We start from the raw sequence: 25,892 nt of genomic DNA on the forward strand, positions 1-25,892 counted from the left end.
GGCATCGGCGCTAATCGGTTTGAGTTGGCCCCGGGTCGCCTGAATTGTCCTATTTTCGTGGGTGATCGCTGCGATCAGGGTAGCCGCTACTCGGACCACCGCAGACCGGCCGCGTGACCCGAGACGTTCTGCGCAACGCCTACCTGGATATTCCCGGAGCCGTCGAAGCCATGCGCCAATACTGGATTCCAATCCGCTACGCACGCGCCCGCGGATCACCGCCGAGCTCACACCGGTTACGTTTGACTTTCGAAAGCATGTTGGATCATCCACGGTTGAACGGTAGGTCAGAGCGACCAACGCGCGCCCACGCCAGGAGTCGACATCAACGGGCGGCAGACCTTGTCGGCGGCGTGTGAAGCTTCGTGAACTCGCTCCACAACAACGCTCGTGTCGCCAGCATTCCACCGGTCACGATCGACAACGTCGCGTGTCCGGCGATCAGTTCCCGAATGCGTGCATCAAACCAGCTGCGGCTCACCTCACCCACCTTGAGCCCCATAGCTGCGAATAATGCCGCGAATGCTGAGCTTGACGCCGAGAATCTTGCTCCACAAAAGCTTGCGGCCGACCAACTGAGCGCGCGCGTATCGTAGGCCGGCGATGATCTGGCATACACCGGGCGATACCAACCCATTCGCAAGCTGCGCGATGCCGTGCGCATCCTTCCGGCCGGTCTTCACCGTCATCGATAAACGATCTCGCCATAGCTGCGAATCGTTTCGCGGCGGATCCACTTCGTTCGCTTGACGGTTCCAATCGACTACATGTGTAACGCGACAGCAGGTTCAACCGATCCTTCTAGATGTTAGCCTTACAGCAGCGTGGAGATTCTGATCAATGGATCGAGATAGCGGTGGTGTCAGACGAGTGGCTGACTTGCCGAATGAGGTATTCGGCGAGGTGGCGAAGCGGTTACCCACGGACGATCCGCTCGAAACAGTAAAAAACCTCACAAATCTTAGACTCGTGAGTCGCTCAGTCCAAAAGGAGGTTGAGGGAGCCTCCATTAAGACGTTTCGCCGTCGGCTCAAGCAACTCGTCAAATGTGCCAGGGTTCTGCATCGCATCGCGATACCCTCGGAAGGGTTACCGGAAAATGCGCAGCTGCCCCAGCAACATGAAGATGAGTTTTCCGCCCCCTCACATCGCGCCCAATCCGTTGGAGCTATACTTAAATTTCAGTCTGTTGAGAGCAAGTCGGCTTTCGTCAATCATATTCTTATCTTGTCTCGCGCGGTTGACCAGGCTCAGACTATCGCCAGTATAGCGACCCGCCTAGGTGACCTTGACGATGGAAACAAAGACCGCCTCGTCAATAGGGCGATCGAACTGTTTGGGCAGGAAGGTCAAGACTGGGTGGATCAACAAAGTCGCCACTGTGCAGCCCAAGCTCTTCTAACAGGATATGACCATTTGAATGCAGACCAAAAAGTGAAGACTCTCGATGCGATGCGAACCAATCCGGACCTGTTTTCAGTGTGTGCCGCTCAATCCCACCATCTGGATGCCAGCTTGACTTCGACCTCTCGATCCGCATCTGGACATGCAGCGGAGCCGCAGAATGCGGATTTGGGCCAGAGACTCCAGGAGATCTGGGAGTCAATCGTGGATGTGGGAGTAGCCCCATGGGAAGGTAGTGCACGTGAGCAAGTGGATGCCATTCGTCCCATCGGAGAATCCATCAGCGAAGCATACAACAGCGCACGAGCAGATTTGATGGCATCTGACAGAAGCAGAGAACATTCCAACTTGGCTGGATGAGTGTAAACCGTTCGCGGCACAAAGAGGTGGCTCGGTAAATTCGGACAGCTTAAGTGGAGTTTCTGACAGCGGCGAGGATTCTTGCCGCGAATCAGGAGCGAAGATGACGAAGAGGAGCCGCCGGACGCATTCTCCGGCCTTCAAGGCGAGGGTGGCTTTGGCTGCCGTGAAGGGGGAGAGGACACTGGCCGAACTTGCGCAAGCGTTTGATGTTCACCCCAACCAGATCACGACCTGGAAGAACCAGCTCCTGGAAGGCGCCGCCGGCGTGTTTGGGCAGGACAAGGAATCGGCGGAGGCCCCGGTCGATTTGAAGGCGTTGCACGCCAAGCGACAAACTTCGTTTGCGCAGAGATCGGCGAGCTTGCGTTGGAGAACGATTCTTTGTCCGGCGCGCTCACCAAGGCGGGCCTGCTGAGCGCAAAGCGATGATCGACCGCGATCATGATCTGCCTGTTGTACGCCAGGCGAAGGTCCTGAGCCTCGCCCGCAGCACGGTCTACTATGAGCCTCGGCCGGTTTCGGCCGAGGACCTTGCCTTGATGCGCCGGCTCGATGAGCTGCACCTCGATTACCCCTTCGCGGGAGCGCGGATGCTGCGATTGCTGTTGCGGCGTGAGGGCGTGCGGGTTGGCCGCCGCCACGTCGCGACGCTGATGAAGCGGATGGGGATCGAGGCGATCTATCGCCGTCCGAACACCAGCAAGCCGGCACCGGACCACAAGATCTACCCGTACCTGTTGCGCGGATTGAAGATCGAACGGGCCGACCAGGCGTGGTCGGAGGACATCACCTACCGTGCGCCTCGCCCCGAGGAATCGGGAAGCGTATGTTTGGAATGCATTGAGAAAGGAGGAAATATGATAAGCCTGCTTCCTGCTGTGAGGAAGCATGAGCCCAAGCGGCGGTGACCTGCTGTCAACTGGCAGGGTGACGTAGCCCGCAGGTAAAGGGGATTGAGGCGAAACCGTTACGCCGAGATGGTTCCCGAGGCTGAGCATCGGAAGGTTGAGGAACACGAACCGATTCATCCGCGTCTGTGGGCTGAAATGTCGCCTCCGCCTACACGGTTTTAACAGGCGGAATGCTGAATGGTGTCGAAGGATATGTAGCCGGAGACACCCGAACGCGAGCGTAGATGTAGGGCGTCTTGCGTGGGCCGAGGGAGAACACAGCCAAACCTGAGGCAACGGCATCGACTTGCAGCAAGCAAGGGAAAAGACTGCGACCGGCAACCTCACCGATGCGCTGGTAGTCCAACATATGAACGAGGGAAGGCATGAGCGGAATGGCAAGGGAGTTGACCCCGATGTCCGTCATGCTGGCAGAGCTCCCGTAGTAGTCCGAGGCCGGGAAAGCCGGTCACATGGCGAAGGGGAGCAGTTTGAGTCGCTTGGAGTGCACGTGATCTGACCTAAAATGAGGTGAAGACCTTTGATAATCAGTGAAATGCAGCACAAGCTCGCGATATCAGGATGTCGCAATGGCCATGGGCCAGACTTGAACGGAGAGCCGTATGCGCTGAAAGGTGCCCGTGCGGTTCGGGGAGGAGAAGCGCTCATGCGCTTCTCAAGATCACCGGTTGGGGTTGGTACTATTTGTCGACCGTGCTCGACGACTTCTCGCGCTACATCGTGGCCTGAAGGCTCCGACGATGTGCGCCTCCGACGTCATGGGCACGCTCGATCAGGCACTCGCAGCGTCCGGCCTCGACCACATCACCGTCACACAGCGACCTCGGCTTCTGAGCGACAATGGGTCGAGTTACGTGGCAGACGATCTGGCCATGTGGCTCGAACAGAAAGGCATGCAGCATGTCCGTGGCGCTCCGTATCATCCCCAGACCCAGGGGAAGATCGAGCGCTGGCATCAGACCCTGAAGAACCGCATTCTGCTCGACAATTACTACCTTCCTGGCGATCTCGAACGACAAGTAGGAGCCTTTGTCGAACACTACAATCACGTTCGCTACCACGAGAGCATCGACAACCTCACACCAGCCGACGTCTACTTCGGCAGGGCCGAGGCGATCCTTGCAGAACGCAACCGCATCAAGCGCGACACCATCGCAAACCGACGCTTGCAGCATCGGCTGCAGGCCGCTTAAACTCTAATCCGAGTGAACCAGAGCCTCCCTTCTCAAACCGCCTGATCAGTCTCAAATTATCTGACGACGGACAAGTCCACATTCGCGATCCCTTTGATGCTTCGCAACACCAATGGAATCAGAACTCGCTGATATCACTCAACTTATTTTTCGGTCGGACACTCAGAATTACAGGGTTCGACGGCGTCATTCTGCAAAAACGTCAGCCGTCATCCACCCCCATAGAATCTTACTTCGGCGCGCAAGCAATGGTGATGGCCGCATGACCGTCGTTTACGATTTTGTCGTCGCTCTGGTCGGGCTACGACCTTGTATGGGAGTTGTTCTCTCAAGGCTTCTCGAGTCGGTTCTCCCGATATTTTCTGAGCCGAGCGGAGCGCGCCATGAGACGCGATGCCTCGCGCCGCAACCTTGTATTCGGTTGGGTCCTCACGGGATCCAAACCATGAAGCAGACATTCGCTTCGGGGGCGAGGCTCCGAAGCGGCAGGCCCATTCTCCCTACGGCGTCGAAGCCAGGGCGTAGCTCGGGTCACCGCCACCTCGGATCAGCATTGACCGCCTGTCGCAACGTCGTTACCGGCCGTCAAAGACGTGTCTCCTGTTGGACCTCTTGCTCACATTCCCGGTCGCAGCACGACACCGGTTGGGACTTCGCCGATTGTCACCAGGCGCCAGAGCGCGATCAGCAGCTTTCTGGCGAGCGCCACGATCATCGTCGTCTTGCGCGCACCCCGAGCGGTTCGAGCCCGGTACCATTGCGCCAGCCTGCTATCCTTTTGGAACATCAAGAATCGCCAAGCGAGCTGGATCAACCCACGGCGCACTCGGGCATTGCCCGCCTTGGCAAGCCCCTTTTCCCGTCGCCTCGAGCCACTCTCGTCAGGAGATCCCGTCAAGCCGGCATAGCGGGCCACCGCCCGGCGATCCCGCAGATTGCGGCTCAGCACTTCCTGAACCAACATATCGGCCGTCTCCATTCCGACCCCGATAACCCTGGCCAGGAGCGCTATCATCGCGTTCGGTCGCGAAGGGGATGCTTGCTGCAATCGTGCAAGTCGCGCTTGTTCGATGGCCATGATCTGCTCTCGGATTAAGGAGAGCCGCGTCATCTCGCGCCGCATCTCTTCCAGCAAATTCGGGGGAAGCGGCTGACCTTCCGGAGTAAGCAAGGCGCTCAGTTCTTTGGGAGCCCGCCGCAGTTCTGGCTTGAAGCCACGAATCCCCAGCCGTGCCAGCGCGCCCTTCATTCGATTGATGATCCGAGTCCGTTCGCCAACCAGACTTTCTCGCTCTCTACTCGGCCGCTTGGCGTCTTCCTCCTCGAAGGTCGGAATCGCGACCATTCGGCAATGCCCGCGTTCGCCGCGCAGCCAACCGAGAAAGACTCGCATCAGCATCGCCGTATCCAGCCGGTCGGTCTTCGCCCGCCGGTGCTCGCGCGTGACCGCAACGCTCGTCGAATGGATCACATACGCCTCGATGCCGCGCTCTTGCAGCCATCGCGCTAGCCAGAAGCCGTCGCGGCCTGCCTCGAAGGCGACCGCGACCCGGTCGATCCGCCGCTCTTTCCTCTCCGCTTCGCAGCGCCAGCGACTGACCAGGTTGAGTAACGCCACCGGATCGGGATCGAGCTTCTTCATGGGATGCCGCTCAATGCCAGGCACCATCCCGGCGACGAGCCAACTTGACTTGCTCATTTCGATAACCGTCATCAACGTGCTATCTTGGTTCAGCGCGGTGAGGGAACGACTCAAATCATCGACTGCGGGCATGATCTACATCCATCTTTGGTGGTCCAGCGTCGATAGTGCCTCAGCCTCGCCGCCTCCCATAGCTTCTCCCGACGCAACAACAAAATCGTAGAGTGAACCGCGCCGGGTTTGCCGGAGGCTCCAACTCCTGAGAGGATGGAGCCATGACGAGCAAGACGACGAACAAGTTTTCACCCGAGGTCCGGGCCCGAGCGGTACGGATGGTTCTGGATCACGCGAACGAGCACCCTCTCGCTGGGCGGCGGTGACATCGATTGCCGCCAAGATTGGCTGCACGCCGCAGACGCTGCATGACTGGGTCAGGAAGGCCGAGATCGACAGCGGGCAGCGGGCCGGCGCTCCGACCGACATGGCCGAGAAGCTGAAGGCCCTCGAACGGGAGAACCGCGAGCTTCGGCAGGCCAACGAGATCCTGCGCAAGGCAAGCGCGTATTTTGCGATGGCGGAGCTCGACCGCCGGTCCAAGCCATGATCGCCTTCATCGACGATCATCGTGGGGCGCATGGGGTCGAGCCGATCTGCAAGGTCTTGCCGATCGCCCCCTCGACCTACCACGCCCATGTCGCCAAGCGGCGCGATCCGGCCAGGCTGTCGGCCCGCGCCAGGCAGGATGCAGCCCTGAAGATCGAGGTTCGGCGAGTGTTCGATCAGAACTTCTCCGTCTATGGCGTGCGCAAGGTCTGGCGCCAGCTCAAGCGCGAAGGCTTCGATGTTGCCCGTTGCACAGTGTCGCGGCTGATGCGGGACTTGGGCCTGCAAGGGGTCGTCCGCGGCAAGCCCGTCAAAACCACGGCCAGCGACAAGGCCGCGCCATGCCCGCTGGATCACGTCAACCGCCAGTTCAAGGCGCCGAGGCCGAACGTCCTGTGGCTCTCCGACTTCACCTATGGTGCGCCTCGCCCCGAGGAATCGGGGAAGCGTATGTTTGGAATGCATTGAGAAAGGAGGAAATGTGATGAGCCTGCTTCCTGCTGTGAGGAAGCATGAGCCCAAGCGGCGGTGACCTGCTGTCAACTGGCAGGGTGACGTAGCCCGCAGGTAAAGGGGATTGAGGCGAAACCGTTACGCCGAGATGGTTCCCGAGGCTGAGTATCGGAAGGTTGAGGAACACGAACCGGTTCATCCGCGTCTGTGGGCTGAAATGTCGCCTCCGCCTACACGGTTTAACAGGCGGAATGCTGAATGGTGTCGAAGGATATGTAGCCGGAGACACCCGAACGCGAGCGTAGATGTAGGGCGTCTTGCGTGGGCCGAGGGTGTGTTTCGGCATGGAATAAGGACCCCGTATTCGGGGTAATCGGCATCCAATCGGGACGCGGGGTCCCAGTTCAATGCCGATTGACAGGCCTTCGCACTCGTCCATAAATATGTCGATGGCACGCCGCTCTATCGTCTGGCGAAGGCCTTCGAGCGCGCTGGTGTTCCCGTCAGCCGCGGCGCTCTGGGCCACTGGGTGATCGGTTCGAGCGAGAAGCACCTCGTTCGTATCTACGACGCGCTAAGGCTACGGTTGCGGTCGCAGACCGTCATCCATGGCGACGAGACCACCGTTCAGGTGCTGAAAGAAGCGGGCAAGGACCCCACCAGCACCTCGTATATGTGGGCTTATCGCAGCGGCGAGGATAGCGAGCAGCCGATCGTGCTGTTCGATTATCAGCCTGGTCGCGGACAGGAACACCCGCAGGCCTTCCTTGGCGACTATCGTGGCATCCTGATGAGCGATGGCTACGCGGCCTGGCGCACATTGAAAGGCGCCACGCACGTCGGATGCATGGCCCACGCCAGACGGAAGTTTGTCGACGCCCTCAAGGCCAGGAAGAAACCGGGTGGGCCACCGGCCCAAGCCCTCAAGTTCTTCGACCAGCTCTACCGGATTGAAAGACAGGTGCGGGACGAAAAGCCCGGCGACGGCGAAACGCAGGTCGATTACATACGCCGCTTGCGCCAGAAACACAGCTGAAATGGACCCGCGGAGCGGACCGCTTGGTATGCACACGAGGAGGGCCGCGTGATCGGCTGGTGCGCTCGTAAACGGTCCGCTCTATGATCGTCGCGCGTGAGGTTCAGGCCGCCCGCTGATCGGCAGTGGCCTGTTTTTTAGCTTCGGGCAGGCGCTTCCACTCCCAGGGCAGCAGTTCGTGCAGGCGCGAGGCGGGAAGATCAGCGATACGGGCCAGGACGTCGGCGAGCCATGCTTTGGGATCGACGTCGTTCAAACGGCAGGTAGTGATCATCGTCAGCATGACGGCGCAACGTTGAGCGCCGCGCTCGCTGCCCGCAAGGTCCAGTTGCGCCTGCCCACAGCCGTTTACCGTTCATTCTGCCCATGTCGGGGAGGATTTCGAGGTCCACTATCGCTGGCATCCTTATTTTGGCCGGATGGTGAACGTGCGTCGTGTGGAGCAACGCGCGACAGGTCAGTTTCTGCGGATCCGAGCCCCATTGGGCACGGTCATCACGATTCCCAGCTGGATGGTAGATCCAATCGCATGCGCGGAGATGACCTCCGGGCCACCACAAGTTGATCTTGCCGCATTGTCAGAGCTGAAGAGACTGGTCACAGCGCTCGCCGTTTCCTCAAACTCCCCAGCGATCGAGTCGCATGGGAGAACGCCGATGAAGCAGGAGCGCGTAGCTGCACAGATTTCAGACGGGCAACTGAGCCTGATATTCGAGCCAGACAGGCTGGACAGGATGAACGAGGCGGCGCGGGTGAAGGCGTTACTGACGCTCGCCCAAATCCTCATGCAGGCCGCCGGCCTGGTAGTCGAGGAGCTCGGTGATGCCTGACACTGACCAGATCCCGGAAGCGCTCTTGAAGCGCAAAGCTGTCGTCTATGTGCGGCAGTCAACGCAATCCCAGGTGATGGCCAATCTGGAGAGCCAACGGCGACAGTACGATCTTGTGGATATTGCGCGCCGGCACGGCTTCTCCGATGTGGAAGTCATTGATGATGACCTCGGCCGTTCGGCGAGTGGAACGGTGGCCCGGCCCGGCTTTGATCGACTGGTCGCATGGTTGTGCGCAGGAGCCGTCGGCGCCGTGATTTGCTTCGATGCATCGCGGCTCGCGCGCAACGGCCGCGATTGGCATCATCTGCTTGAGTTATGCGGGCTTGTCGAAGCGAGGGTGATTGATCACGATGGCGTTTATAATCCTTGCCTTCCGAACGATCGGCTCTTGCTCGGCATGAAGGGAAGCATAAGCGAGTTTGAGCTGGGCATAATCCGGGCACGGATGCTAGACGCAGCCAGGGCGAAGGCCCAACGTGGTGAGCTACGCTTATCAGTGCCGTTTGGTTATGTCTGGCATCGCGAAGCCGGTCTGGGCCTGGATGCTGACCTGCGTCTGCAAGAGGTGATTCGACTTATCTTCACTCGCTTTCGCGAACTTGGTAGCGCTCGCCAAGTGTTGTTGTCGATGAAGGCGGAGCAAATCCATTTCCCCCGACCTGCTGATGAAGGTCGCATGACAAACTTCGTTTGGCAGCCCATCCGCTACCGCAATGTGATTAGTGTGCTGAAGAATCCGTTCTATGCGGGTGTTTACGTATACGGCAAAAGCGAGAAGCGAACCGCGATTATCGAAGGGAGAGCGCGGCGGACCTACGGGCACTACAAACCGGCGGGCACCTGGGATGTGATGATAAAGGATCATCACGAAGGGTACATCACCTGGGATGACTACGAGCGCAACCAGAAGCAATTGGCGCTTAACGCCTACGGTCGCCCAGATGGTGCAAAATCAGGCCGGGGCGGCCAGGCGCTCTTGTCGGGCATTCTGACGTGCGCTCGTTGTGGTCAGCGCCTGAGCGTCAGCTATAGGGGCGGTCGAATCAGCTACCCGGTCTACCGCTGTGACAAGGGTAGTCTGGCAGGTCGGCTTCGCTGTATGATATTCGGTGCTTCAAAAATCGACGCGGCAGTTGCACGAGAACTGTTACGAGCGGTAGAACCTTTGGCGATCGAGGCCGCGTTCGAGGCACAGCGCATGCAACGGGAACGCCAAGACGACAAGCGCCGGATCCTTGATCTGGAACTCCAGCAAGCCCGGTACGATGGCACGCTTGCTGAGCGCCGCTACGCCGCCTGTGACCCCGATAATCGCCTGATCGCTGCGCAGTTGGAGAAGAACTGGGAGTACGCTTTGCGCCGTGTGCGCGAGCTGGAAAATCGCCAGAATGACCATCAGTCATGCGGCCACGCGGTCGATCCCGGCATCTTTGCCGATCTGGCGGATAACCTGTCCATAGCCTGGAAATCCCCTGATGTGACGATGCGCGCACGCCAGCAGCTGCTGCGAGCCTTGATTGTCGACATCATCGCGGACGTCGACGATGCGGCACGCGACGTTGTGCTCACGATCCATTGGCAGGGTGGGCAGCACTCCGAGCTTCGGATCCGCAAGCCGCGCTCCGGTGAACACGGTTCCTCCACGGCGGAAGATGCCTTGGCTGTTATCCGCAGCATGGCCGGGCGCTGGTCTGACGAGCACATCGCCGCTACGCTCAATCGGATGGGCTTGCCCACCGGCATGGGTAAGACCTGGACAGCACATCGGGTCAGCTCTATTCGCCGTGTGCGTGGCATCCATGCCTACCGTTCAGCGGAAAAAAACGGCGAATGGCTTACGCAGATCGAGGCCGCAAAAGCGCTCAGTGTCTCAAGTCATATGATCCGCCGCCTTGTCTCCAGCGGCGTTCTTCCTGCTGCGCAGGTTGTTCCGCGAGCGCCCTGTCAGATTCGAGCTGCCGATTTGGCGTCCGAGGCGGTCAAAACAGCGATTGCCCGAAAGGGTCGCCCGTCTCGCCAAATTGACGCAGACACGCTTCCAATGTTTACAAGCACTTAAAGAAGGGGCGCACAATGACTCAAGGCTTGCCACGCCGCGCAGCGCTCTTTCTGCGGCATTGTTCGTCAGGCAGATTCTACCGTCGTCGAGGAAGCGGGCGAAGTCGTCCCAGCGGCTGAGCAGTCGAGTAGCGGAGAGGAATTTCACCTCTCCGCCCTCACGAATCCGGACATGAAACTCGCGCTTCATCCGGCTTCTATCATCCAGCCGCGGGTCGAATGCCGGCCGTCCACAGGTACATCAGCTTCGGCTCTCGTTTTGCGAGACGTCCGAGCCAGTGTACTGCTGCGGTCTTTCGGCGTTTGAACCTCTTATATTTCCGCATCACCCATCGCGTGAGCGTCTCGTTGACATGGCGAAGGACGTTGACGCACTCCGTGCGGTAGTATCGCCCGTAGTAGTTCAGCCATCCCCTCGCCACAGGATCGATCAGCTTGGCAAGGTCTTTCAGCTCCTGGTTATTCCGTGTCGATGCTATCCGCCATTCGCGGATAGTCTGCCGGATTCCCTTGGCTGCCTTGCGGCTGATGGCCGGCACGAAGCTAACAAACTTCTTACCGCTCCTGTTGCGGGCTTTTCGCGGCCGGAAGGTATACCCGAGGAAATCGAACGTGATTTGCTCATATCCTCCGCTCCGATTGTTGTCCTTGCAGTAGACGATCCGGGTTTTCTCCGGGTGGAGTTCTAGACCGCATTCGGCAAGACGTTCTCGGATCGCTTCCAATACGGCTTTGGCCTCCTCCTCACTCCTGCAATGGACGATCGCATCATCGGCGAGATCTTTCGAAACACAGATGTGAGAAGGTCCGCTGCATCCATGCATCGAAACAGTAATGCATGAAGAGATTGGAGAGCACGGGCGAGACAACGGAGCCCTGAGGGGTTCCCCGTGTTCGCTCGTCACGGGCTCCGTCTTTCCGTTCCACGGGAGCTTGCAGCCACCGCTTGACGTAGAGACGAGCCCAGCCCAATTCCACATGGTGGGCTACAGCTTTTTCCATCAGGTCCCATGGAATCGTATCGAAGAATGACTTGATGTCCAGGTCTATGACCCAATCGAATTTCCAGCAGCGCTCGCGCGCCTTCCCCACTGCGTCGAGCGCAGACCGTCGGGGTCGATAGCCGTAGGAGTCGGGGTGGAAGATTGGCTCCACTTCCTTTTCTATGACCATCTTTGCGACCGTCTGGGCAACGCGGTCTCCGACGGCGGGAATGCCGAGTTTCCTGACACTCTTGCCGTCAGATTTGGGGATTTCCACGAGACGAACGGGCGGTGGAAAATACGTCCCCGACGACATGCGATTCCAGACCTTGTAGAGATTCCTCTTCAGATCCTTTTCGAACGCCGCGATAGAGACGCCATCCACGCCCGCAGCTCCTTGGTTTGCTTTGACCTGTTGCCAGGCTTGCCAAACAAGGTGTTTGGAAATGTCATACGGCTTTGCCTCGGACATCAGCTCCTCCCCTTTTCGGGTTGGCTGTCGTCGTTGGCCAGATGATCGGGTCCCTTCGCTCTACCCGCATTACCGGGCTTCATCACTACTGCGAACCCGTCCGCCCCTGCGCCGTGCATCGGTACTCTCCCCTCAGCGGTGCTGCCGCCTTCAGGTTCTCCCCTTGTCATCACGACGCAGGTTCCCACGTTCCACGCAAGAGCCTGCCATCAGGATCGCGCCGCCTTTACACCGGTTGCCACCTGGCCAAAATACAGGCCCTTGCCAGATTTGGTCCCAAGGGAACTACAAGCCCTTGGTTTCGACAACATCTGATCCAATTTTCGATGCTTCATCGGCGGTTCGTTTCCACTCGCCTTCCTGAGGCTTACCTGACGGGCATGTCGCCCGCTTTTTCCAACAACGCTCACCACCTCGGCCATTGTGCCGACGCAGCTTGTGGTGGTTTGGACCCTGATCCTGTAATCCGAGTCCGGAGGGCCAACCCCCATCTCTCGCGCAGCAAGGCTACTCGAAGTTTGGGTTACATTTTCATGTTCTCCCTCGTTCCTTCGCCTTCGTGGCGCACTGTAGTTCATTGGCTTCAGGACCTCGGAAGAACGCGAGAGGATTTCGCGCTCGCGCAGCAGCCAGGCGTGCAGTTCGTCGAACAACGGCTTGCTCCTTTCCTGGCGCACGGCACGCCGCTCGGCGACTGTCTTGCCGTTGATCCCACGTTCGATCTCGAACAAGGCGTCGAGCCGTTTGACGGCCTCCAGCGCGATCGGGGAGATCGGCTTGCCCTTTCCGCCGTCCCGGGCATTCTTCTCGATGTCGGCCAGCTCGAAGAACCCCCTGCGGGCATGGGCCATGCAGAAGGCGGGCGTGAGCGGCCGGTCCTTCCGCCGCTCGTCGAACAACGGATTGAGACCGCTGTAACAGTCAGCCTGAAGGATGCCCTGGTACCCAACCAGGTGTTTCTGGGGATGTTCACCCCGTCGGTCGCTCGAGGCGTAATAGACTGCAGCTGGCGGAGCGGTGCCCGCGAAGGGCTTGTCATCCCGAACATAAACCCAGATGCGTCCAGTTGTGCACTTGCCCTTCGCCAGGATGCGGATGGTGGTGTCGTCGCCGTGAAGACGCTCGGCCGCGAAGACATGCTTCTCGATCAGCTCGAAGATCGGAGCCAGGGCGAAGGTCCCGTGGCCGACCTGGTCGGCCAGCGTGGTCACCGGCATGTCGATGCCCTCGCATCTGAACCGGGAGCTCTGGCGGTTGAGCGGGATGTGCATGCCGAACTGTGCGTCCAGCGAAGGCTGGCATGTTCAGCAGGAGTCAGTCCTGCCGGGGAAAAAGTTAGCTCCCCGTAGTGTGGATAGCAGAGGAGATAGAAATAGAACCTTTGAAGCCTATCGACAAAACTCCCTTGGGGAGACCACGAGTCACCGGGCCGTATCAAAAGAGAACGCGTTGTGGCCTCGAAAATGCTGAAAACCGAAAGTCGAGCCCGCAGTTTAGGGGCGAAGGCAGCATGATCCGTCGAATGCTAACTGACGCGACGGGTCATTTCGGCGGGGTGAAAGCGACAGCACGGTGACAAGGACATGCTGAGCAACTGGAGAAGCCTTCCTCATCCCGGGGAGAAATCACCGGAAGAAGGTAGGTCGAATAACCGGAGATCCCGGGAAATCGGCCGAAGATGAGAAGGTGGCGGCCGGGACCGTAGTAGCGATGAAGCGGAGTAACGCCCGTGAAGCAAAGGGTCCCTGCCATTTGTGATGTCTCTAACGTAAGGAAGGCAAGGACGAATGACAAAGGCGTCCATCGATTTGCAGGACCTGAGGCGGAGACTATACGTCAAGGCGAAGGCTGAACCGTCCTGGCGTTTCTGGGGTCTATACGTCCACGTGTGCAAGATGGAGACCCTGCGCGCAGCGTATGTGACCTTGCCCCCAAGTTTTATCCAGTCCTGAGTTCGCTCTGGCTGGTGGATTTACCCGAATGGGCGGTGGTAGCGACGGGAGCTGGTGCGGAGCCATCGGCATAGCGCAGCGCCAGATCCCGTCGCGGGTTGCAGGTGAAGGCGAACTCGGATGGTGTTTTCCATCCGAGTTGCGAGTGGGGTCGCGTATCGTTGTACAACAAGGCTTGAGAACGCCCACGGGACCGTTTGCCGTGAGGTTCTGTACCGGCTTCACCCTTGGGCAGGCCGCGAGGTTTTCGTCCATGCCGTGATCGACAAGGCGGACGGCGTTGTTTTCCGCTGCACGCTGGATGGATCGGAGACGCAGCGTTTTCTGGAGGTCCCATCCTGGATGTTCGACCGCGCGGCATGTGCCCGGGGGTGCAGCCTAACGGCAGAGCCCTTTGTCAGCCTGGAAGCGCTCAACGCGTTGTCGTCGCTTCTCGATTTAGCGGTCAAGAGCGCGACATCATCATTGAATGAACCGCTTTCCGGTGCATGCGGAGTCTCTCACGACCAGAATCGGGGAGAGGCTCATGGCAAGCAGGACGGCGATATCGGCGAACCCGGTTCGGCGCAACCGGCGGTTCGGCATGCATCAGATGGACCTGTTCGCGGGTGGCGTCGCGCACAGCGCCGTCGGGGTTCCGGAATGGCGGGAGCTGCCGAAGGAGGCGCAGGATGCGCTGGTGAACTTGATGATGCAGCTGGTGCTGGACCATGCGCGGGTGAGCGCAACACTCGCGAAGAGGGATGACGGTCATGATCAGTGACAAGGTCCGCCCTCACCACCTTGAACGCAAGGCGATCCTCTATGTGCGCCAGTCCTCCGCCCATCAGGTTCTGCACAATCGTGAGAGCAGCGCGTTGCAATACGCGATGCGCGACCGATTGACGGCGCTGGGGTGGTCCAAGATCGAGGTGATCGACGATGATCTTGGACGTTCCGCAGCCGGCGGCGTCCAGCGCGCGGGCTTCGAGCGGATGGTGGCTGAAGTGTGCCTCGGCAAGGTCGGCGCAGTCTGTGCGCGGGAGGTCTCGCGCTTCGCCCGCAATAGCCGGGATTGGCAACAGCTGATCGAGATGTGTCGCGTCGTCGACACGGTGCTGGTTGACCAGGAAGCTGTCTATGCTCCGCGGCACGGCAACGACCGACTGCTTCTGGGGCTGAAGGGTAGCCTCAACGAGTATGAGCTGGACCTTTTGCGACAACGCTCGCTCTCGGCACGCTACGAGAAGGCCCGCCGCGGCGAACTGATTGCGGCCACGCCCGTCGGTTTTGTGAAGGTCGGCGATCGCTACGAGAAGGATCCGGACCGGCGTGTGCAGGAGGCCATTACGCTCGTCTTCGACAAGATCGAGGAACTCGGGACCGCGCGGCAGGCGCTGCTGTGGTTCCATGAGCACGGCCTCGACCTACCGGTGAAGCAGCCGAACGGCGACACCGCCTGGCGGCGGCCCAGCTACGCGACTCTCCACAGGATGGTCGAGAACCCGGTCTACGGCGGAGCCTACGCCTATGGTAGAACAGCCGTAGCGACGGGGTACGGCGTCCATGGCGCAGGCGCGAAGATCCGCCGGAAGGCGCGCGCGGAGTGGCTTGCCCTCAAGCCGGACGCCCACGAAGGCTATGTGAACTGGGAGAGGTTCGAAGCGATCCGTACAATGGTCTCCAGTAACGTGCCCACGAGCCGGCATCATGGCGCGCCCAAGCATGGCGAGGCGCTGCTCGCTGGGCTCATCCGCTGCCGGCGTTGTGGCCGCAAGCTGACGCTGCGCTACAGCGGTATGAAGCATCACATCCCCGTTACAGCTGCTCGCGCGGCTGGATGGACAACGGCGAACCGCGCTGCATCGCGTTCGGAGGCTTGCGCGTCGATGATGCGATCGAAGAGGCACTGCTCGGCGTTGTCGGGCCCGGCGCCGTCGCGGCGGCTACCGCCGCCGCAGCCCAGGCCACACATCAGAGGGATCAAGTTCGCGAAGCGCTCGGCCGTGATCTCGAAGCGGCCCGTTACGCCGCCGATCGCGCCTTCCGGCAATATGACACGGCGGATCCGGCAAATCGTCTGGTTGCCGCGGAGCTTGAGGCACGCTGGAATCGCTCGCTTGCCCGCGTCGCCGAGGTAGAGAGCAAGATTGCCGCGCATGATGCGGCGACCGCACCGACAGCGATCGATCCAACGCTGCTCAGCGTACTGGCCTCAAACCTCAAGTCAGTCTGGTCAGGGCCGACCACCGATGCGCGGCTGAAGAAGCGCATCGTCCGTACGCTGATTCACGAGGTCATTGCCGATATCGATGACGAAGCGTCCGAGATCGTTCTCGTCGTGCATTGGGCGGGCGGCGCTCACAGCGAGATGCGGCTGCCGAAGCGTCGACGTGGGCAGCGTAACAGCACCTCCGACGACATCATCGCAGCCGTCCGGCAACTGGTGCTGATCGCCAGCGACGACCTGATTGCGGGCTTGCTCAACCGCAACGGCCTTAGGACAGGCAACGGCAACCGCTGGACCCGCGAGCGCGTCACAACCACACGATCTTATCATCGGATACCCGTCTTCCGGCGGGCCGAGGATAGCGTCGAGCCGTGGCTCAATCTCTCCGACGCCGCCAGGCTTCTCAAGGTCGCATCCAAGACGCTGCGCTTGGCCGCAGAAGCTGGTCAGATCGAAGCCGTCCACCCTCTACCGGATGGGCCATGGATCTTCGCGCGCGCGGCTTTGACCACGGATGCCGCCACATCCATCACCGAACGAGCGCGGCAGAACCCAAGATACCCCGCAGGATCGCATCCCGATCAGCAAAGTCTCTTCTTCAACAACATAGACAAATGGGTGTTCTGATGCGCGGTTGTAGTCGGCCCGCCAATGTCCGAGTTCGACCCGGGCCTGGGCCAGCGAAGTGAACAGCGTCTCGTTCTGTCGTTGACTGTCGAAAACCGCGCAAGAATGACGACGAGGTCGACGGCGGTAGAGCGAAGGCGTCCGCACGCGCGCTCACCAATCGCGCCGAAGCGGGCGGACGCCTTTGCGGCGACGACCAGCGTCTGAGTTGAGGAATAAAGACGCGGGGCACGTCTCCGGGCGCCCTGAGGCTCCTTTCGACGTACCCCGCTTTGCGCCTGCCTTATGGTAGATCTGCGGGTAATCAGCGCCGCAGAAACAAAGCCGGCGTAACACCGATCTCAACTGGCAAGTGGGGCTCGATGTCACGCCCCACGGACGGTGCGCGGCCTGCACTATCGCACTGTCAGCGCATTCCGTCGACCTTTTCCACCAACCTCCGGCGGCGCTCCGAAAGGACCGCCGCGGATGCTCACGGGCCGCTTCTTTCTGTGCGGCCGCTGCCGTTCGCAGGTAACGATCTGCCGCAACTGCGACCGGGGACAACGCTATTGCGGCCATGACTGCGCCCGTGCTGCCCGCCGCGAGAGCCTGCGCGAGGCGGGACGGCGTTATCAGCGCAGCCGCCGCGGACGCCTGGCGCATGCGACCCGCGCCCGACGATACCGGGCGCGGCACAATAACGTGACGCATCACTCTCCACCCGCATGGCCTGTCGGTTCACTACTGCGCCGGCCTGCGGACGATGTCGTTGTTGCACCTACTGACGTCGGCGAGCGAGCGACGACATCGATCATGCCCATGCCGAGCTGTCGGTTCTGCGGCTGTCGGTTGTCGCTGTTCCTTCGTACCGGCTTCGTGCGTCGCCGGGGGCCTCGTCATGCTCACCCCTATGGAGGCCGAGACCCGACCGATGACCGTTACCCCTGAATTGGAAGCGCAGATCCTGCGTCTGTATCACGTCGAGAAATGGCGCTGCGGCACCATTGCGAAGCAGTTGCACGTTCATCACACGACCGTGCATCGCGTCCTGACCCAGGCCGGACTGCCCAGGAATAGGCCGATATTGCGCCCCACGAAGATCGAGCCCTATCTGCCGATCGTCCTGAAGACGCTGGAGCAGTTCCCCGCACTCACGGCCAGCCGCCTGTATGCGATGATGCGTGAGCGCGGCTACCGCGGGTCGCCCAGCTACTTCCGGCACCTGATCGCTCTGCACCGTCCACGCAAGCCAGCCGAGGCGTTCCTGCGGCTGCGCACGTTGCCGTCTGAACAAGGGCAGGTGGATTGGGGGCACTTCGGTCACATCGAGATCGGTCGCGCCCGCCGTCCGCTGATGGCGTTCGTCATGGTGCTGTCGTACTCGCGCGACATCTACCTGCGCTTCTTCCTCGATGCGCGCATGGAAAACTTCCTGCGCGGCCACATCGGCGCGTTCAACACATGGTGTGGGCTGCCCCGGGTCCTGCTCTACGACAATCTTAAGAGCGCGGTGCTCGAGCGCCAGGGCGATGCGATCCGATTCCATCCCACGCTGCTTGCCTTCGCCGGCCATTATCGGTTCGAGCCGCGTCCTGTCGCGGTTGCCCGGGGCAACGAAAAAGGCCGTGTCGAGCGCGCTATACGGCATATCCGGGAGGCATTCTTCATCGCCCGCAAGTTCACCGATCTCGACGAGCTGAATGCCCAGGCCGAACAATGGTGCCGATCCGAAGCGGCGGACCGACCATGTCCGGAGGATCGCGAGATGACAGTACGCCAGGCGTTCGCAAAGGAGCAACCACTGCTTCTGCCGCTGCCCGCCAACCCGTATCCCGTTGAGGAGCAGGTCGCCGTGAAGGTCGGCAAAACGCCCTATGTGCGGTTCGACCTGAACGACTACACGGTTCCCCATACCCATGTTCGGCGCATGCTGAGCGTGCGGGCCGATCTCAGCCAGGTCCGGATCTTCGACGGCGCGCAAATGATCGCCAGTCACCGTCGCAGCTATGATCGTGGCCAAGAGATCGAAGACCGACGACACCTGAAGGATCTCGCCGAGATCAAGCGTGAGGCGCGCCAGCATCGCGGCCTCAACAGCCTCACCCGAACCGTGCCGGTCTGTCAGACCCTGATGATCAGGGCCGCCGAACGTGGCGCCAACATCGGTGCGCTCACGACCGCGCTGCTGCGGCTGCTCGATCGCTACGGCGCAACGGAATTGCAGGCCGCCGTCGAGGACGCTTTGCGTGCGGGCTCCGTCCATGCGGCGACGGTCCGCGCCGCACTCGAACGTCGGCGCCTTGAGCGTGGTAACCGCCGCCCGTCGAAACCAGCCTGCCCGAACATGTGCGGCGCAAGGATACAACGGTCCGGCCGCACCGCCTCGACAGCTACGACCAACTGACCCCTTCTGGAGATAACGACGATGAGCACTGATGATGCCCTGCTGAACCGCGCCAAGGCGCTGCGCCTCAACGGCCTGGTCGAACACTGGGACGAAATCGCCGGCGCCCCATGGCTGGCCCCCATGCTGCAATGGGAGGAGGAGGAACGTGCCCGGCGCTCGCTGCAGCGACGCCTGCGCGACGCCAGGATCGGTCACTTCAAACCGATGGCCGATTACGACTGGCTCTGGCCCAGGCGCCTCGACCGCGCCGCAGTGGAGCAATTGATGTCGCTGTCCTTCATGAACGACGCAACCAACATCGTCTTCGTCGGACCAAACGGCGTCGGCAAATCGACCCTCGCGCAGAATATCGCCTACCAGGCGCTCATCGCCGGTCACTGGTCTTGTTCCGATCGGCCAGCGAAATGCTCGGCGAGCTTGCCGCCCTCGACAGCGATACCGCTTTGCGCCGAAGGCTCCATCACTACGCCGCCGCCGACGTTCTGGCGATCGACGAGGTGGGATATCTATCCTACTCGAACCGTCACGCAGACCTGCTGTTCGAACTCGTCAGCCGGCGCTATCAGGCCCGCTCCACAATCGTGACCACCAACAAGCCCTTCGCCGCATGGACGGAGGTCTTCCCAAATGCCGCATGCGTCGTCAGCCTCGTCGACCGCCTCGTGCACCGATCCGAGGTGATCTCCATCGACGGCGAATCCTACCGCCTCAAGGAAGCTCTGGAACGCGCCGAGGCCCAGAGCACACAGCATCGAAGCCGGCCCGCCAGTACCAACGAGAAGGAGCACGTTGCATGACCAGAAACCACCATCAACCATCCGGCCTCAACTTCGGGATCAGCTTCCTCATCAATCCCGAATGGACCCCGGAGCAGGCGCTCGCTGTCCACGAGCTCCTCAAGGATCTATCCGACAGCATCTGGTCGCACTACTGCCTCAAGATCCAGGAACTCATCCAGGAGCAACAAGCGCCGGCCGATCACCGCGACGACGAAGAGCAACCACACTCCTTCTGAAACACACACCACTGCGACACTCGGCGGCGGCCTTTGCGGGCCGCCTTTTTAGTTCCCTCACCATCCTACCGCCCATTCTTGTCGTCATTTTTGTGCGGATTTAGAAAGTCACCAACACGTTCAACAATTCGTCTCGGAGGCGGCCATTGAAGCTTTCGATGAAGGCATTCTGCGTCGGCTTGCCGGGTGCGATGTAATGCCAGGCGACGCGGCTCTGATCGGCCCATGTCAGGATGGCGTTGCTGGTCAATTCGGTGCCGTTGTCGCTGACCACCATTTTGGGCTTGCCGCGCTCGATGATCAGCCGGTCAAGCTCCCGAGCCACCCGGGAGCCCGACAGCGAGGTGTCGGCCACCAACGCCAGGCACTCGCGCGTGCACTCGTCGACCACGGTCAGGATGCGGAAGCGGCGGCCATCGGTAAGCTGATCCGAGACGAAGTCGAGCGACCAGCGGTCATTCGGCACTATCGGCACCACCATCGGCGCCCTGGTCCCGAGCGCCCGCTTGCGGCCACCACGGCGACGGACCACGAGCCTCTCTTCCCGATAGAGCCGGAACAGCTTCTTGTGGTTGACCAGATAGCCCTCCCGCTTGAGCAGAACATGCAGGCGCCGATAGCCGAAGCGACGGCGCACCTCGGCGATCGCTCTCATGCGTTGGCGTAGGGCAGCGTCATCCGCCCGGGTCGTCCGATATCTGATGGTCATGCGGCAACAGCCGATGGCTTTACACGCCCGCCGTTCGCTCATCCCGTGGGCGTCCACGAGATGGGCGACAGCTTTCCGCTTCCCCGCGGGCGTCACCACTTCTTTCCCAGGAGGTCCTTCAACGCCGCATTGTCCAGCATGGCGTCGGCCAAAAGCCGCTTCAGCCGCGTGTTCTCGTCTTCTAGCGTCCTCAGCCGCTTGGCCTCCGAGACCTCCATCCCGCCAAACTTGGCTTTCCATTTGTAGATGCTGGCATCGCTGACGCCGTGCTTCCGGCACAGATCGGCAACCGACACGCCAGCCTCGTGCTCCTTCAAAATCCCGATGATCTGCTCTTCCGTAAAGCGGCTGCGCTTCATGCTCTGGTCCTCATATGGGCCAGAGCGAACTTCAATCTGGATTAAGCCCAGGGGGCAAGGTCATATGAGATGGCGAAAGAAAACGACGGCGCACCGGGAATAGACGGGGTGACGTTCGAAGCCATCGAAGCGCGAGGCGTGGAGTCTCTACTCGAGCGACTACGAGACGAACTGATCGAGCGCACTTATAAGCCACTTCCATCAAGGAAGCGGGAAATACCGAAGGACGGGGGCTCCAAGGTCCGCGTTCTGTCGATTCCGGCTATCCGCGACAGAGTGGTACAGGGGGCGCTCAAGCTCATACTCGAACCTGTATTCGAGGCGGATTTCCAACCGGGATCGTTTGGATATCGGCCCAAGCGGACAACACATGAAGCAATCAAGCGAGTTGCTAAAGCAATAGCTGAGCGGAAGACGCGGGTTCTCGATCTTGATTTGCGGGCCTACTTCGACAACGTCCGGCATGATCGGATTCTGGAGAAGGTAGCCCTGCGGGTTGATGATGGGGACATCATGCATCTTCTGCGGCTTATGCTGAAAGCATGTGGCAAGAAAGGCGTTCCGCAAGGCGGAGTGATTTCACCCTTGCTCAGTAATCTCTACCTCAATGAGGTGGACAAGATGCTGGAGCGAGCACGTGAAGTCACACGTCGCGGCAAGTACACCAATATCGAATATGCACGTTTTGCTGACGATCTGGTGGTCTTGATCGATGCCCATCAGCGACATGACTGGCTGCTCGGCGCTGTAAACAAGCGATTGCGGGATGAGTTTGCCAAGTTACAGGTCGAAGTGAATGATGACAAGAGTCGCATAGTTGACCTGGCCCGAGGCGAGAGCTTCGGCTTCCTGGGATTCGACTTCCGCTATCTCCGCAGTCTGCGCGGAATGATGCGGCCGTACTACACGCCCAAGCTCAAAAAGCGGACGGCGCTTCTGCGGGGACTCAAGGAAGTGTTTCGCACCCATCGGTCGCAACCGGTTAGTCGGGTGATAAGCCTGATCAATCCGAAGCTCCGAGGATGGGTAAACTACTTCCGGATAGGCGATTCCAGCAAATGTTTCGCCTACATCAGGGACTGGGTAGAGAGGAAGGTCAGACGCCATCTGGCGAAGGCACGGAAACAAAAGGGTTTCGGCTGGAAACAGTGGAGTACCTCGTGGCTGTATGACACCCTGAAGCTGTTCAACGGCTACCGGGCGAGTGCCGCGAAGTGAAAGCTGCTCCAGCATGATAGGCCCAATAAGCCTCGTCATGAAGCAAATGGGGGCGCGTAGTGCGGGAAATCCGCACGCTGCGTGCGATGTGGCGGGGACTGGAAACGTGCATGACCAGGAAAACTGGTTGAGCGGCGCGCCAGTCCTCGACCCTACTGTCGAACAGGATTGTCGCCAGCAGCTGCGGACCAATGCCGCGCGGCGTGGCATGGAACGGCGCCGGTGCCTGGCTGACCTGCCCGCAATCGCGGCAAGTGAACTTCTCGCGGACCGTCTCGATCAACTTGAACCGGCGCGGGATCTCCTCCAGCGTCCTGTTTGCATCCTCGCCCAGCTTCGACAGCCGCGACCCGCCGCAACAGTGGCAGGCCGTTGGAGGATCGATGACGATGCGCTCGCGCTCGATGTCGTCCGGCCAGGGCTTGCGCACCGGCCGCTTGCGCGTGAAGGCGCGTACGCTCTGCGTCTTCGCCGCTGCAGCGGCCGCGGCGAGCTCGTCCTCGGTCGCCGACATAACAACATCTTCAAGCTGCAGTTCCAGCTGGTCGATCAGTCGCGCCCCGCGCTCGGAGCGCTGCCCATAAAGCTCGCGTTTCAGCGTCTCGATGCGCAGCTCAAGATGTGCAATCAGCGCTTCGTTGCCGGACAGCTTTGCCAGTGCGTTGGCTGCTTCGGCCTGCGCACTCGCAGCCTTCGTCTCGGCTTGCTGACGCGCTTCTCGTTCGGCCCGAAGAGCCTCGCGCTCAACCCGCAACGCCGCCAGGGCGCTCGCAAGGTCAGAGGGAAGATCGTCCGTTTTCGATGTCACGAAGCAATCGAATCAGATCAGCGCAAATTTGCAATCGCAAAATGCTATCCGACACGCGTCGGGCGCCATGTTTCCTGCGGATGACGCCAATCTATTCCGGACAGAAGATAACTCAGCTGCGCCGGCGATATTGAATAGCGCCACCATCAACGGTAGGCCAGATGAACTTCCCACGTTCCAATCTTTTTGTAAAAAGGCATGCGCCCTGGCCATCGTGCCAGATGCACTTCAAAGCGAACCACTGCGACCGCGGAAGACGAAGAGATTGCCCTCCATCGGGCTCATTCGGAGCACCTCCTGTACCCGCAACGCAGACGGGAATCCACACCGCATGTCGGTATAGCCCGTCGCTAGCCACACACCCACGTTCTGGCCAGAGGGAAGCGATATCACCGCAGCGTCTCCAGACCACGCATGATCCGAATCAGCACGTCAACATCGACGCCCCTATCCACAATCACCCGACAACCGTTAGAAGCCACAATCTCCATACGACTGCCGGCCGCGCTCGTCATCGGCGTCGCGGGCGCCGCCGGAACCTCCGGCACGATCACCGCTGGCACAAATCCTTCAACCGAAGTCGAACCAAAACGCCCGGCCCGGGCTGCGTTACGCCAATCAGCCAACTGCGAGCGCGTGATCCCGTATTTGCGGGCCGTGGCCGACCCTAAACGGGGCAATGAATAGCTCTCGGCGACGATTTTCAGCTGGCCTCGTCGCTGAACCGACGTCGACCGCCCCTATCAACGATCTCAAGCCGACTGACAGAATTGACTGTATGCACGTCCATACAGGCGATTTCTCACCTGTTCGCCAAAATTCACAACGCGCAATTCAGCGGTCATGGTCGTACGCGTACACCGCTTGAGCCGGTTTGTTAGTTGGAAACTGACCGCTCCTGATCCGTTTCTATCACGCTGCGAGAAACCCTGTTGCTGCTGTTGCTGTTGGCATGTGGTCAACGCGTCGGCGTTGTCCATCATGTCCACAGCCTTCGCAGCCTGCATCCGTTCGCGCCAGACCGCCATCGGCGCGCGATAGCCGAGTGCCTGATGAAGGCGGCGACCGTTGTAGAAGGCGATCCAGTTTGCGATTCCTGCCTTGGCCTCGCGACCGTCGGCATAGCCCTTGAGATAGATGTCCTCATGCTTGAGCGAGCGCCACAGCCGCTCGATGAAGACATTGTCCATCCAACGACCGCGGCCATCCATTGAGATCTTGATCCCTGCGCCGGCCAACGCGCCGGTGAAGGCCGCACTCGTGAATTGGCTGCCTTGGTCGGTGTTGTCGCGACAATGCCGACGGCATTGCGCTGAGATCTCCGGCCTGCCATACCGTGCCAGAGCGTCGTCGAGCGCAGCGAGGCAGAACGAGGTATCCATTGTATTGGAGATACGCCACGCTAGCACTGCACGGCTCGCCCAGTCGATGATGGCAACGAGATAAAGAAAGCCACGGCCGATGGGCAAATACGTGATGTCGGCCGCCCACACCTGGTTCGGCCGGTCGATCGTCATGTTGCGCAGCAGATAGGGGTAGATCTGTGGCCCGGCGCCGGCTTCGTCGTGTTCGGCTTCGGTCCCAGCGCCGCGATGCCCATCTTGCGCATCAGGCGCTGCACGCGCTTGCGATTGACCTGAAGCCCCTCAGCCTTCAGCATCGCGGTCATTCGCCGCGAGCCCAGGAACGGCCAGGCGGTGAACAGCTCGTCGATCCGCCGCATCAGGCCAAGGTCGTTGTCGTTGGCCGGCCGGGGCGGCCGGTAGACGCCAGAGCGCGCGATGCCAAGCAACATGCATTGCCGGCGGATCGACAGCGCCTTATCGGCGCGATCAAGCATTCCTCGACGGTCCGGCGTGCTCATCTTCCGACCTCCGCACTAAAAAATCGCGCTCGACTGTCAGTTGTCCAATCTTGGCGTGCAGCTTCTCGATCTCGCGTTCGCGAGCGCCCTCGCTCTCCCGCCCGACACCCGCGTCAAAAGCCCGGGCCGCCTGTTCCAGCAGTTGCTTCTTCCAGGCATAGATCTGGTTCGGGTGAACCTCGTAGCGCTGGGCCAAATCGGCCACCGTCGCCTGCTCCCGCACCGCCTCCAGCGCGATCTTTGCCTTCAGTGCCGCGTCGATCTTGCGTCTCGTCTTCTTCGTCATTGTCACTCCGTCTATCAGACGGAGCGGCCTTTTCCAACTAAGCCTCCGGTCCCAAAATCGGGGTCCATTTCACAGCCTCCCGGTCCTGGACGCCCTCAAGGCGTGGCTCGATGCAATCGCTCCCAAGGTTGTGCCCGACACCAAGCTTGAGGATGCGGTCTCCTATACGCTCAACCAATGGGAATATCTGACGCTACGCCAAGGACGGCAGCATGCCGATCGACAACAACCTTCTGGAACGCGATATCAGGATTTTGCCTGCGGCAGGAAAAACTGGCTCTTCAGCGCTACCGTCGAGGGAGCCAGGGCCAGTGCCGTCATCTATAGTCTGATGCTGACTTGTCGGGCCTGTCGCATCGAGCCCTTCGCATGGCTGAAGCACGTCCTCGCCCAGTTGCCGACACGCCCCGATGAAGCCGATGTCCAGGATCAGAAGTGGACCCCGGATTTTGGACTGGCGGCTTAGGTGGTGCGGATGCCGTTCCGTTTTGATAAACGGAGCAGA

Annotated in this window: 12 protein-coding genes, 16 pseudogenes and 1 other annotated feature; of the genes and pseudogenes, 14 read left to right on the top strand and 14 right to left on the bottom strand. The window is 60.5% G+C overall.

The features are described from left to right. Nucleotides 1-482 precede the first annotated feature (482 nt). A complete protein-coding gene (locus NLN62_RS52430) occupies nucleotides 483-689 on the bottom strand; it encodes a hypothetical protein (protein WP_254114427.1) in 207 nt (68 codons plus the stop codon). Nucleotides 690-840: 151 nt separating this feature from the next. Between NLN62_RS52430 and NLN62_RS52435 the strand changes: the two genes are divergently transcribed. From NLN62_RS52435 to NLN62_RS52445, 3 genes and pseudogenes are all read left to right on the top strand, one after another. After that, complete coding sequence (locus NLN62_RS52435; RefSeq protein ID WP_254114428.1) at nucleotides 841-1,764, top strand: hypothetical protein; 924 nt, start codon at nucleotides 841-843, stop codon at nucleotides 1,762-1,764. Between the two features lie 103 nt (nucleotides 1,765-1,867). Continuing rightward, a pseudogene (locus tag NLN62_RS52440) lies at nucleotides 1,868-2,561 on the top strand (IS3 family transposase); the annotation flags it as partial. A 771-nt stretch (nucleotides 2,562-3,332) separates the two neighbouring features. Then, nucleotides 3,333-3,871 (top strand): annotated as a pseudogene (locus NLN62_RS52445) (transposase); the annotation flags it as partial. Nucleotides 3,872-4,487: 616 nt separating this feature from the next. On the opposite strand, the gene NLN62_RS52450 reads toward NLN62_RS52445, so the two are convergent. After that, nucleotides 4,488-5,645, bottom strand: a complete 1,158-nt coding sequence (locus NLN62_RS52450) for an IS110 family transposase (protein WP_254114430.1) — start codon at nucleotides 5,643-5,645, stop codon at nucleotides 4,488-4,490. Between the two features lie 143 nt (nucleotides 5,646-5,788). Between NLN62_RS52450 and NLN62_RS52455 the strand changes: the two are divergent. Continuing rightward, nucleotides 5,789-6,533 (top strand): annotated as a pseudogene (locus NLN62_RS52455) (IS3 family transposase); the annotation flags it as partial. Beyond that, nucleotides 6,072-6,188: a sequence feature (AL1L pseudoknot), on the top strand. It overlaps the preceding pseudogene by 117 nt. A gap of 457 nt (nucleotides 6,534-6,990) precedes the next feature. Then, nucleotides 6,991-7,602: pseudogene (locus tag NLN62_RS52460) on the top strand (IS66 family transposase); the annotation flags it as partial. Between the two features lie 106 nt (nucleotides 7,603-7,708). Here the strand turns inward: NLN62_RS52460 and NLN62_RS52465 are convergent. After that, nucleotides 7,709-7,950, bottom strand: a pseudogene (locus NLN62_RS52465) (transposase domain-containing protein); the annotation flags it as partial. Between the two features lie 311 nt (nucleotides 7,951-8,261). On the opposite strand from NLN62_RS52465, the gene NLN62_RS52470 reads away from it, so the two are divergent. Next, the gene (locus tag NLN62_RS52470) at nucleotides 8,262-8,435 is read left to right on the top strand and encodes a hypothetical protein (RefSeq protein WP_254114422.1); all 174 of its coding nucleotides are present in this window, start codon (nucleotides 8,262-8,264) and stop codon (nucleotides 8,433-8,435) included. After that, complete coding sequence (locus NLN62_RS52475) at nucleotides 8,428-10,497, top strand: recombinase family protein (protein WP_254114431.1); 2,070 nt, start codon at nucleotides 8,428-8,430, stop codon at nucleotides 10,495-10,497. The genes NLN62_RS52470 and NLN62_RS52475 overlap by 8 nt, the downstream gene beginning before the upstream one ends. Before the next feature lie 27 nt (nucleotides 10,498-10,524). Here NLN62_RS52475 and NLN62_RS52480 read toward each other — a convergent pair. From NLN62_RS52480 to NLN62_RS52495, 6 genes and pseudogenes are all read right to left on the bottom strand, one after another. Beyond that, nucleotides 10,525-10,620 (bottom strand): annotated as a pseudogene (locus NLN62_RS52480) (transposase); the annotation flags it as partial. A gap of 76 nt (nucleotides 10,621-10,696) precedes the next feature. Then, nucleotides 10,697-11,035 carry a group II intron maturase-specific domain-containing protein gene (locus tag NLN62_RS53955; RefSeq protein ID WP_371933206.1) on the bottom strand — a complete coding sequence of 113 codons (339 nt, stop codon included), beginning with the start codon at nucleotides 11,033-11,035 and terminating at the stop codon, nucleotides 10,697-10,699. A 108-nt stretch (nucleotides 11,036-11,143) separates the two neighbouring features. Further along, a pseudogene (locus tag NLN62_RS53960) lies at nucleotides 11,144-11,320 on the bottom strand (reverse transcriptase domain-containing protein); the annotation flags it as partial. Further along, nucleotides 11,265-11,951, bottom strand: a complete 687-nt coding sequence (locus tag NLN62_RS53965) for a reverse transcriptase domain-containing protein (RefSeq protein ID WP_371933200.1) — start codon at nucleotides 11,949-11,951, stop codon at nucleotides 11,265-11,267. The pseudogene NLN62_RS53960 and the gene NLN62_RS53965, both read right to left, overlap by 56 nt. 557 nt (nucleotides 11,952-12,508) lie before the next feature. Continuing rightward, nucleotides 12,509-13,231: pseudogene (locus NLN62_RS52490) on the bottom strand (IS66 family transposase); the annotation flags it as partial. Between the two features lie 658 nt (nucleotides 13,232-13,889). Continuing rightward, nucleotides 13,890-14,069, bottom strand: a pseudogene (locus NLN62_RS52495) (IS3 family transposase); the annotation flags it as partial. Between the two features lie 360 nt (nucleotides 14,070-14,429). Here NLN62_RS52495 and NLN62_RS52500 point away from each other — a divergent pair. From NLN62_RS52500 to NLN62_RS52520, 5 genes and pseudogenes are all read left to right on the top strand, one after another. Continuing rightward, nucleotides 14,430-14,666: a hypothetical protein gene (locus NLN62_RS52500; protein WP_254114432.1), complete on the top strand. Its 237-nt coding sequence runs from the start codon at nucleotides 14,430-14,432 to the stop codon at nucleotides 14,664-14,666. Then, a pseudogene (locus NLN62_RS52505) lies at nucleotides 14,656-16,739 on the top strand (recombinase family protein). The gene NLN62_RS52500 and the pseudogene NLN62_RS52505 overlap by 11 nt, the downstream one beginning before the upstream one ends. A gap of 913 nt (nucleotides 16,740-17,652) precedes the next feature. Next, nucleotides 17,653-19,157, top strand: a pseudogene (gene istA, locus NLN62_RS52510) (IS21 family transposase). Next, nucleotides 19,147-19,925, top strand: a pseudogene (gene istB / locus NLN62_RS52515) (IS21-like element helper ATPase IstB). The pseudogenes istA and istB overlap by 11 nt, the downstream one beginning before the upstream one ends. Then, nucleotides 19,922-20,143 carry a hypothetical protein gene (locus tag NLN62_RS52520; RefSeq protein WP_254108354.1) on the top strand — a complete coding sequence of 74 codons (222 nt, stop codon included), beginning with the start codon at nucleotides 19,922-19,924 and terminating at the stop codon, nucleotides 20,141-20,143. The pseudogene istB and the gene NLN62_RS52520 overlap by 4 nt, the downstream one beginning before the upstream one ends. Before the next feature lie 118 nt (nucleotides 20,144-20,261). Here the strand turns inward: NLN62_RS52520 and NLN62_RS52525 are convergent. Beyond that, nucleotides 20,262-21,211, bottom strand: a pseudogene (locus NLN62_RS52525) (IS3 family transposase); the annotation flags it as partial. 69 nt (nucleotides 21,212-21,280) lie between these two features. Here NLN62_RS52525 and ltrA point away from each other — a divergent pair. Further along, on the top strand, nucleotides 21,281-22,429 hold the full coding sequence (gene ltrA / locus NLN62_RS52530) for a group II intron reverse transcriptase/maturase (RefSeq protein ID WP_254114434.1): 1,149 nt from the start codon (nucleotides 21,281-21,283) through the stop codon (nucleotides 22,427-22,429). Nucleotides 22,430-22,586: 157 nt separating this feature from the next. Here the strand turns inward: ltrA and NLN62_RS52535 are convergent. From NLN62_RS52535 to NLN62_RS52550, 4 genes and pseudogenes are all read right to left on the bottom strand, one after another. Further along, a pseudogene (locus NLN62_RS52535) lies at nucleotides 22,587-23,237 on the bottom strand (IS66 family transposase zinc-finger binding domain-containing protein); the annotation flags it as partial. Between the two features lie 44 nt (nucleotides 23,238-23,281). After that, nucleotides 23,282-23,630: pseudogene (gene tnpB, locus NLN62_RS52540) on the bottom strand (IS66 family insertion sequence element accessory protein TnpB). Next, entirely contained in the window at nucleotides 23,627-23,917 is a 291-nt protein-coding gene (locus NLN62_RS52545; protein ID WP_371933201.1) for a hypothetical protein, read from the bottom strand. The pseudogene tnpB and the gene NLN62_RS52545 overlap by 4 nt, the downstream one beginning before the upstream one ends. Nucleotides 23,918-24,265: 348 nt before the next feature. After that, nucleotides 24,266-25,387 (bottom strand): annotated as a pseudogene (locus tag NLN62_RS52550) (IS3 family transposase); the annotation flags it as partial. Between NLN62_RS52550 and NLN62_RS52555 the strand changes: the two are divergent. Then, entirely contained in the window at nucleotides 25,365-25,853 is a 489-nt protein-coding gene (locus NLN62_RS52555) for a transposase domain-containing protein (protein ID WP_256576133.1), read from the top strand. The pseudogene NLN62_RS52550 and the gene NLN62_RS52555 overlap by 23 nt on opposite strands. The last annotated feature ends 39 nt before the right edge of the window (nucleotides 25,854-25,892 follow it).

The organism is Bradyrhizobium sp. CCGUVB23 (genome assembly GCF_024199885.1).
In the GTDB taxonomy this organism is placed as follows: domain Bacteria; phylum Pseudomonadota; class Alphaproteobacteria; order Rhizobiales; family Xanthobacteraceae; genus Bradyrhizobium.

Excerpts from the sequence above, each read along its gene's own strand:
- NLN62_RS52435 (WP_254114428.1), top strand. The coding sequence starts at position 841 with ATGGATCGAGATAGCGGTGGTGTCAGACGAGTGGCTGACTTGCCGAAT.
- NLN62_RS52450 (WP_254114430.1), bottom strand. The coding sequence starts at position 5,645 with ATGCCCGCAGTCGATGATTTGAGTCGTTCCCTCACCGCGCTGAACCAA.
- NLN62_RS52500 (WP_254114432.1), top strand. The coding sequence starts at position 14,430 with ATGGCAAGCAGGACGGCGATATCGGCGAACCCGGTTCGGCGCAACCGG.
- NLN62_RS52475 (WP_254114431.1), top strand. The coding sequence starts at position 8,428 with ATGCCTGACACTGACCAGATCCCGGAAGCGCTCTTGAAGCGCAAAGCT.
- NLN62_RS52520 (WP_254108354.1), top strand. The coding sequence starts at position 19,922 with ATGACCAGAAACCACCATCAACCATCCGGCCTCAACTTCGGGATCAGC.
- ltrA (WP_254114434.1), top strand. The coding sequence starts at position 21,281 with ATGGCGAAAGAAAACGACGGCGCACCGGGAATAGACGGGGTGACGTTC.
- NLN62_RS52430 (WP_254114427.1), bottom strand. The coding sequence starts at position 689 with ATGACGGTGAAGACCGGCCGGAAGGATGCGCACGGCATCGCGCAGCTT.
- NLN62_RS53965 (WP_371933200.1), bottom strand. The coding sequence starts at position 11,951 with ATGTCCGAGGCAAAGCCGTATGACATTTCCAAACACCTTGTTTGGCAA.
- NLN62_RS52470 (WP_254114422.1), top strand. The coding sequence starts at position 8,262 with ATGAAGCAGGAGCGCGTAGCTGCACAGATTTCAGACGGGCAACTGAGC.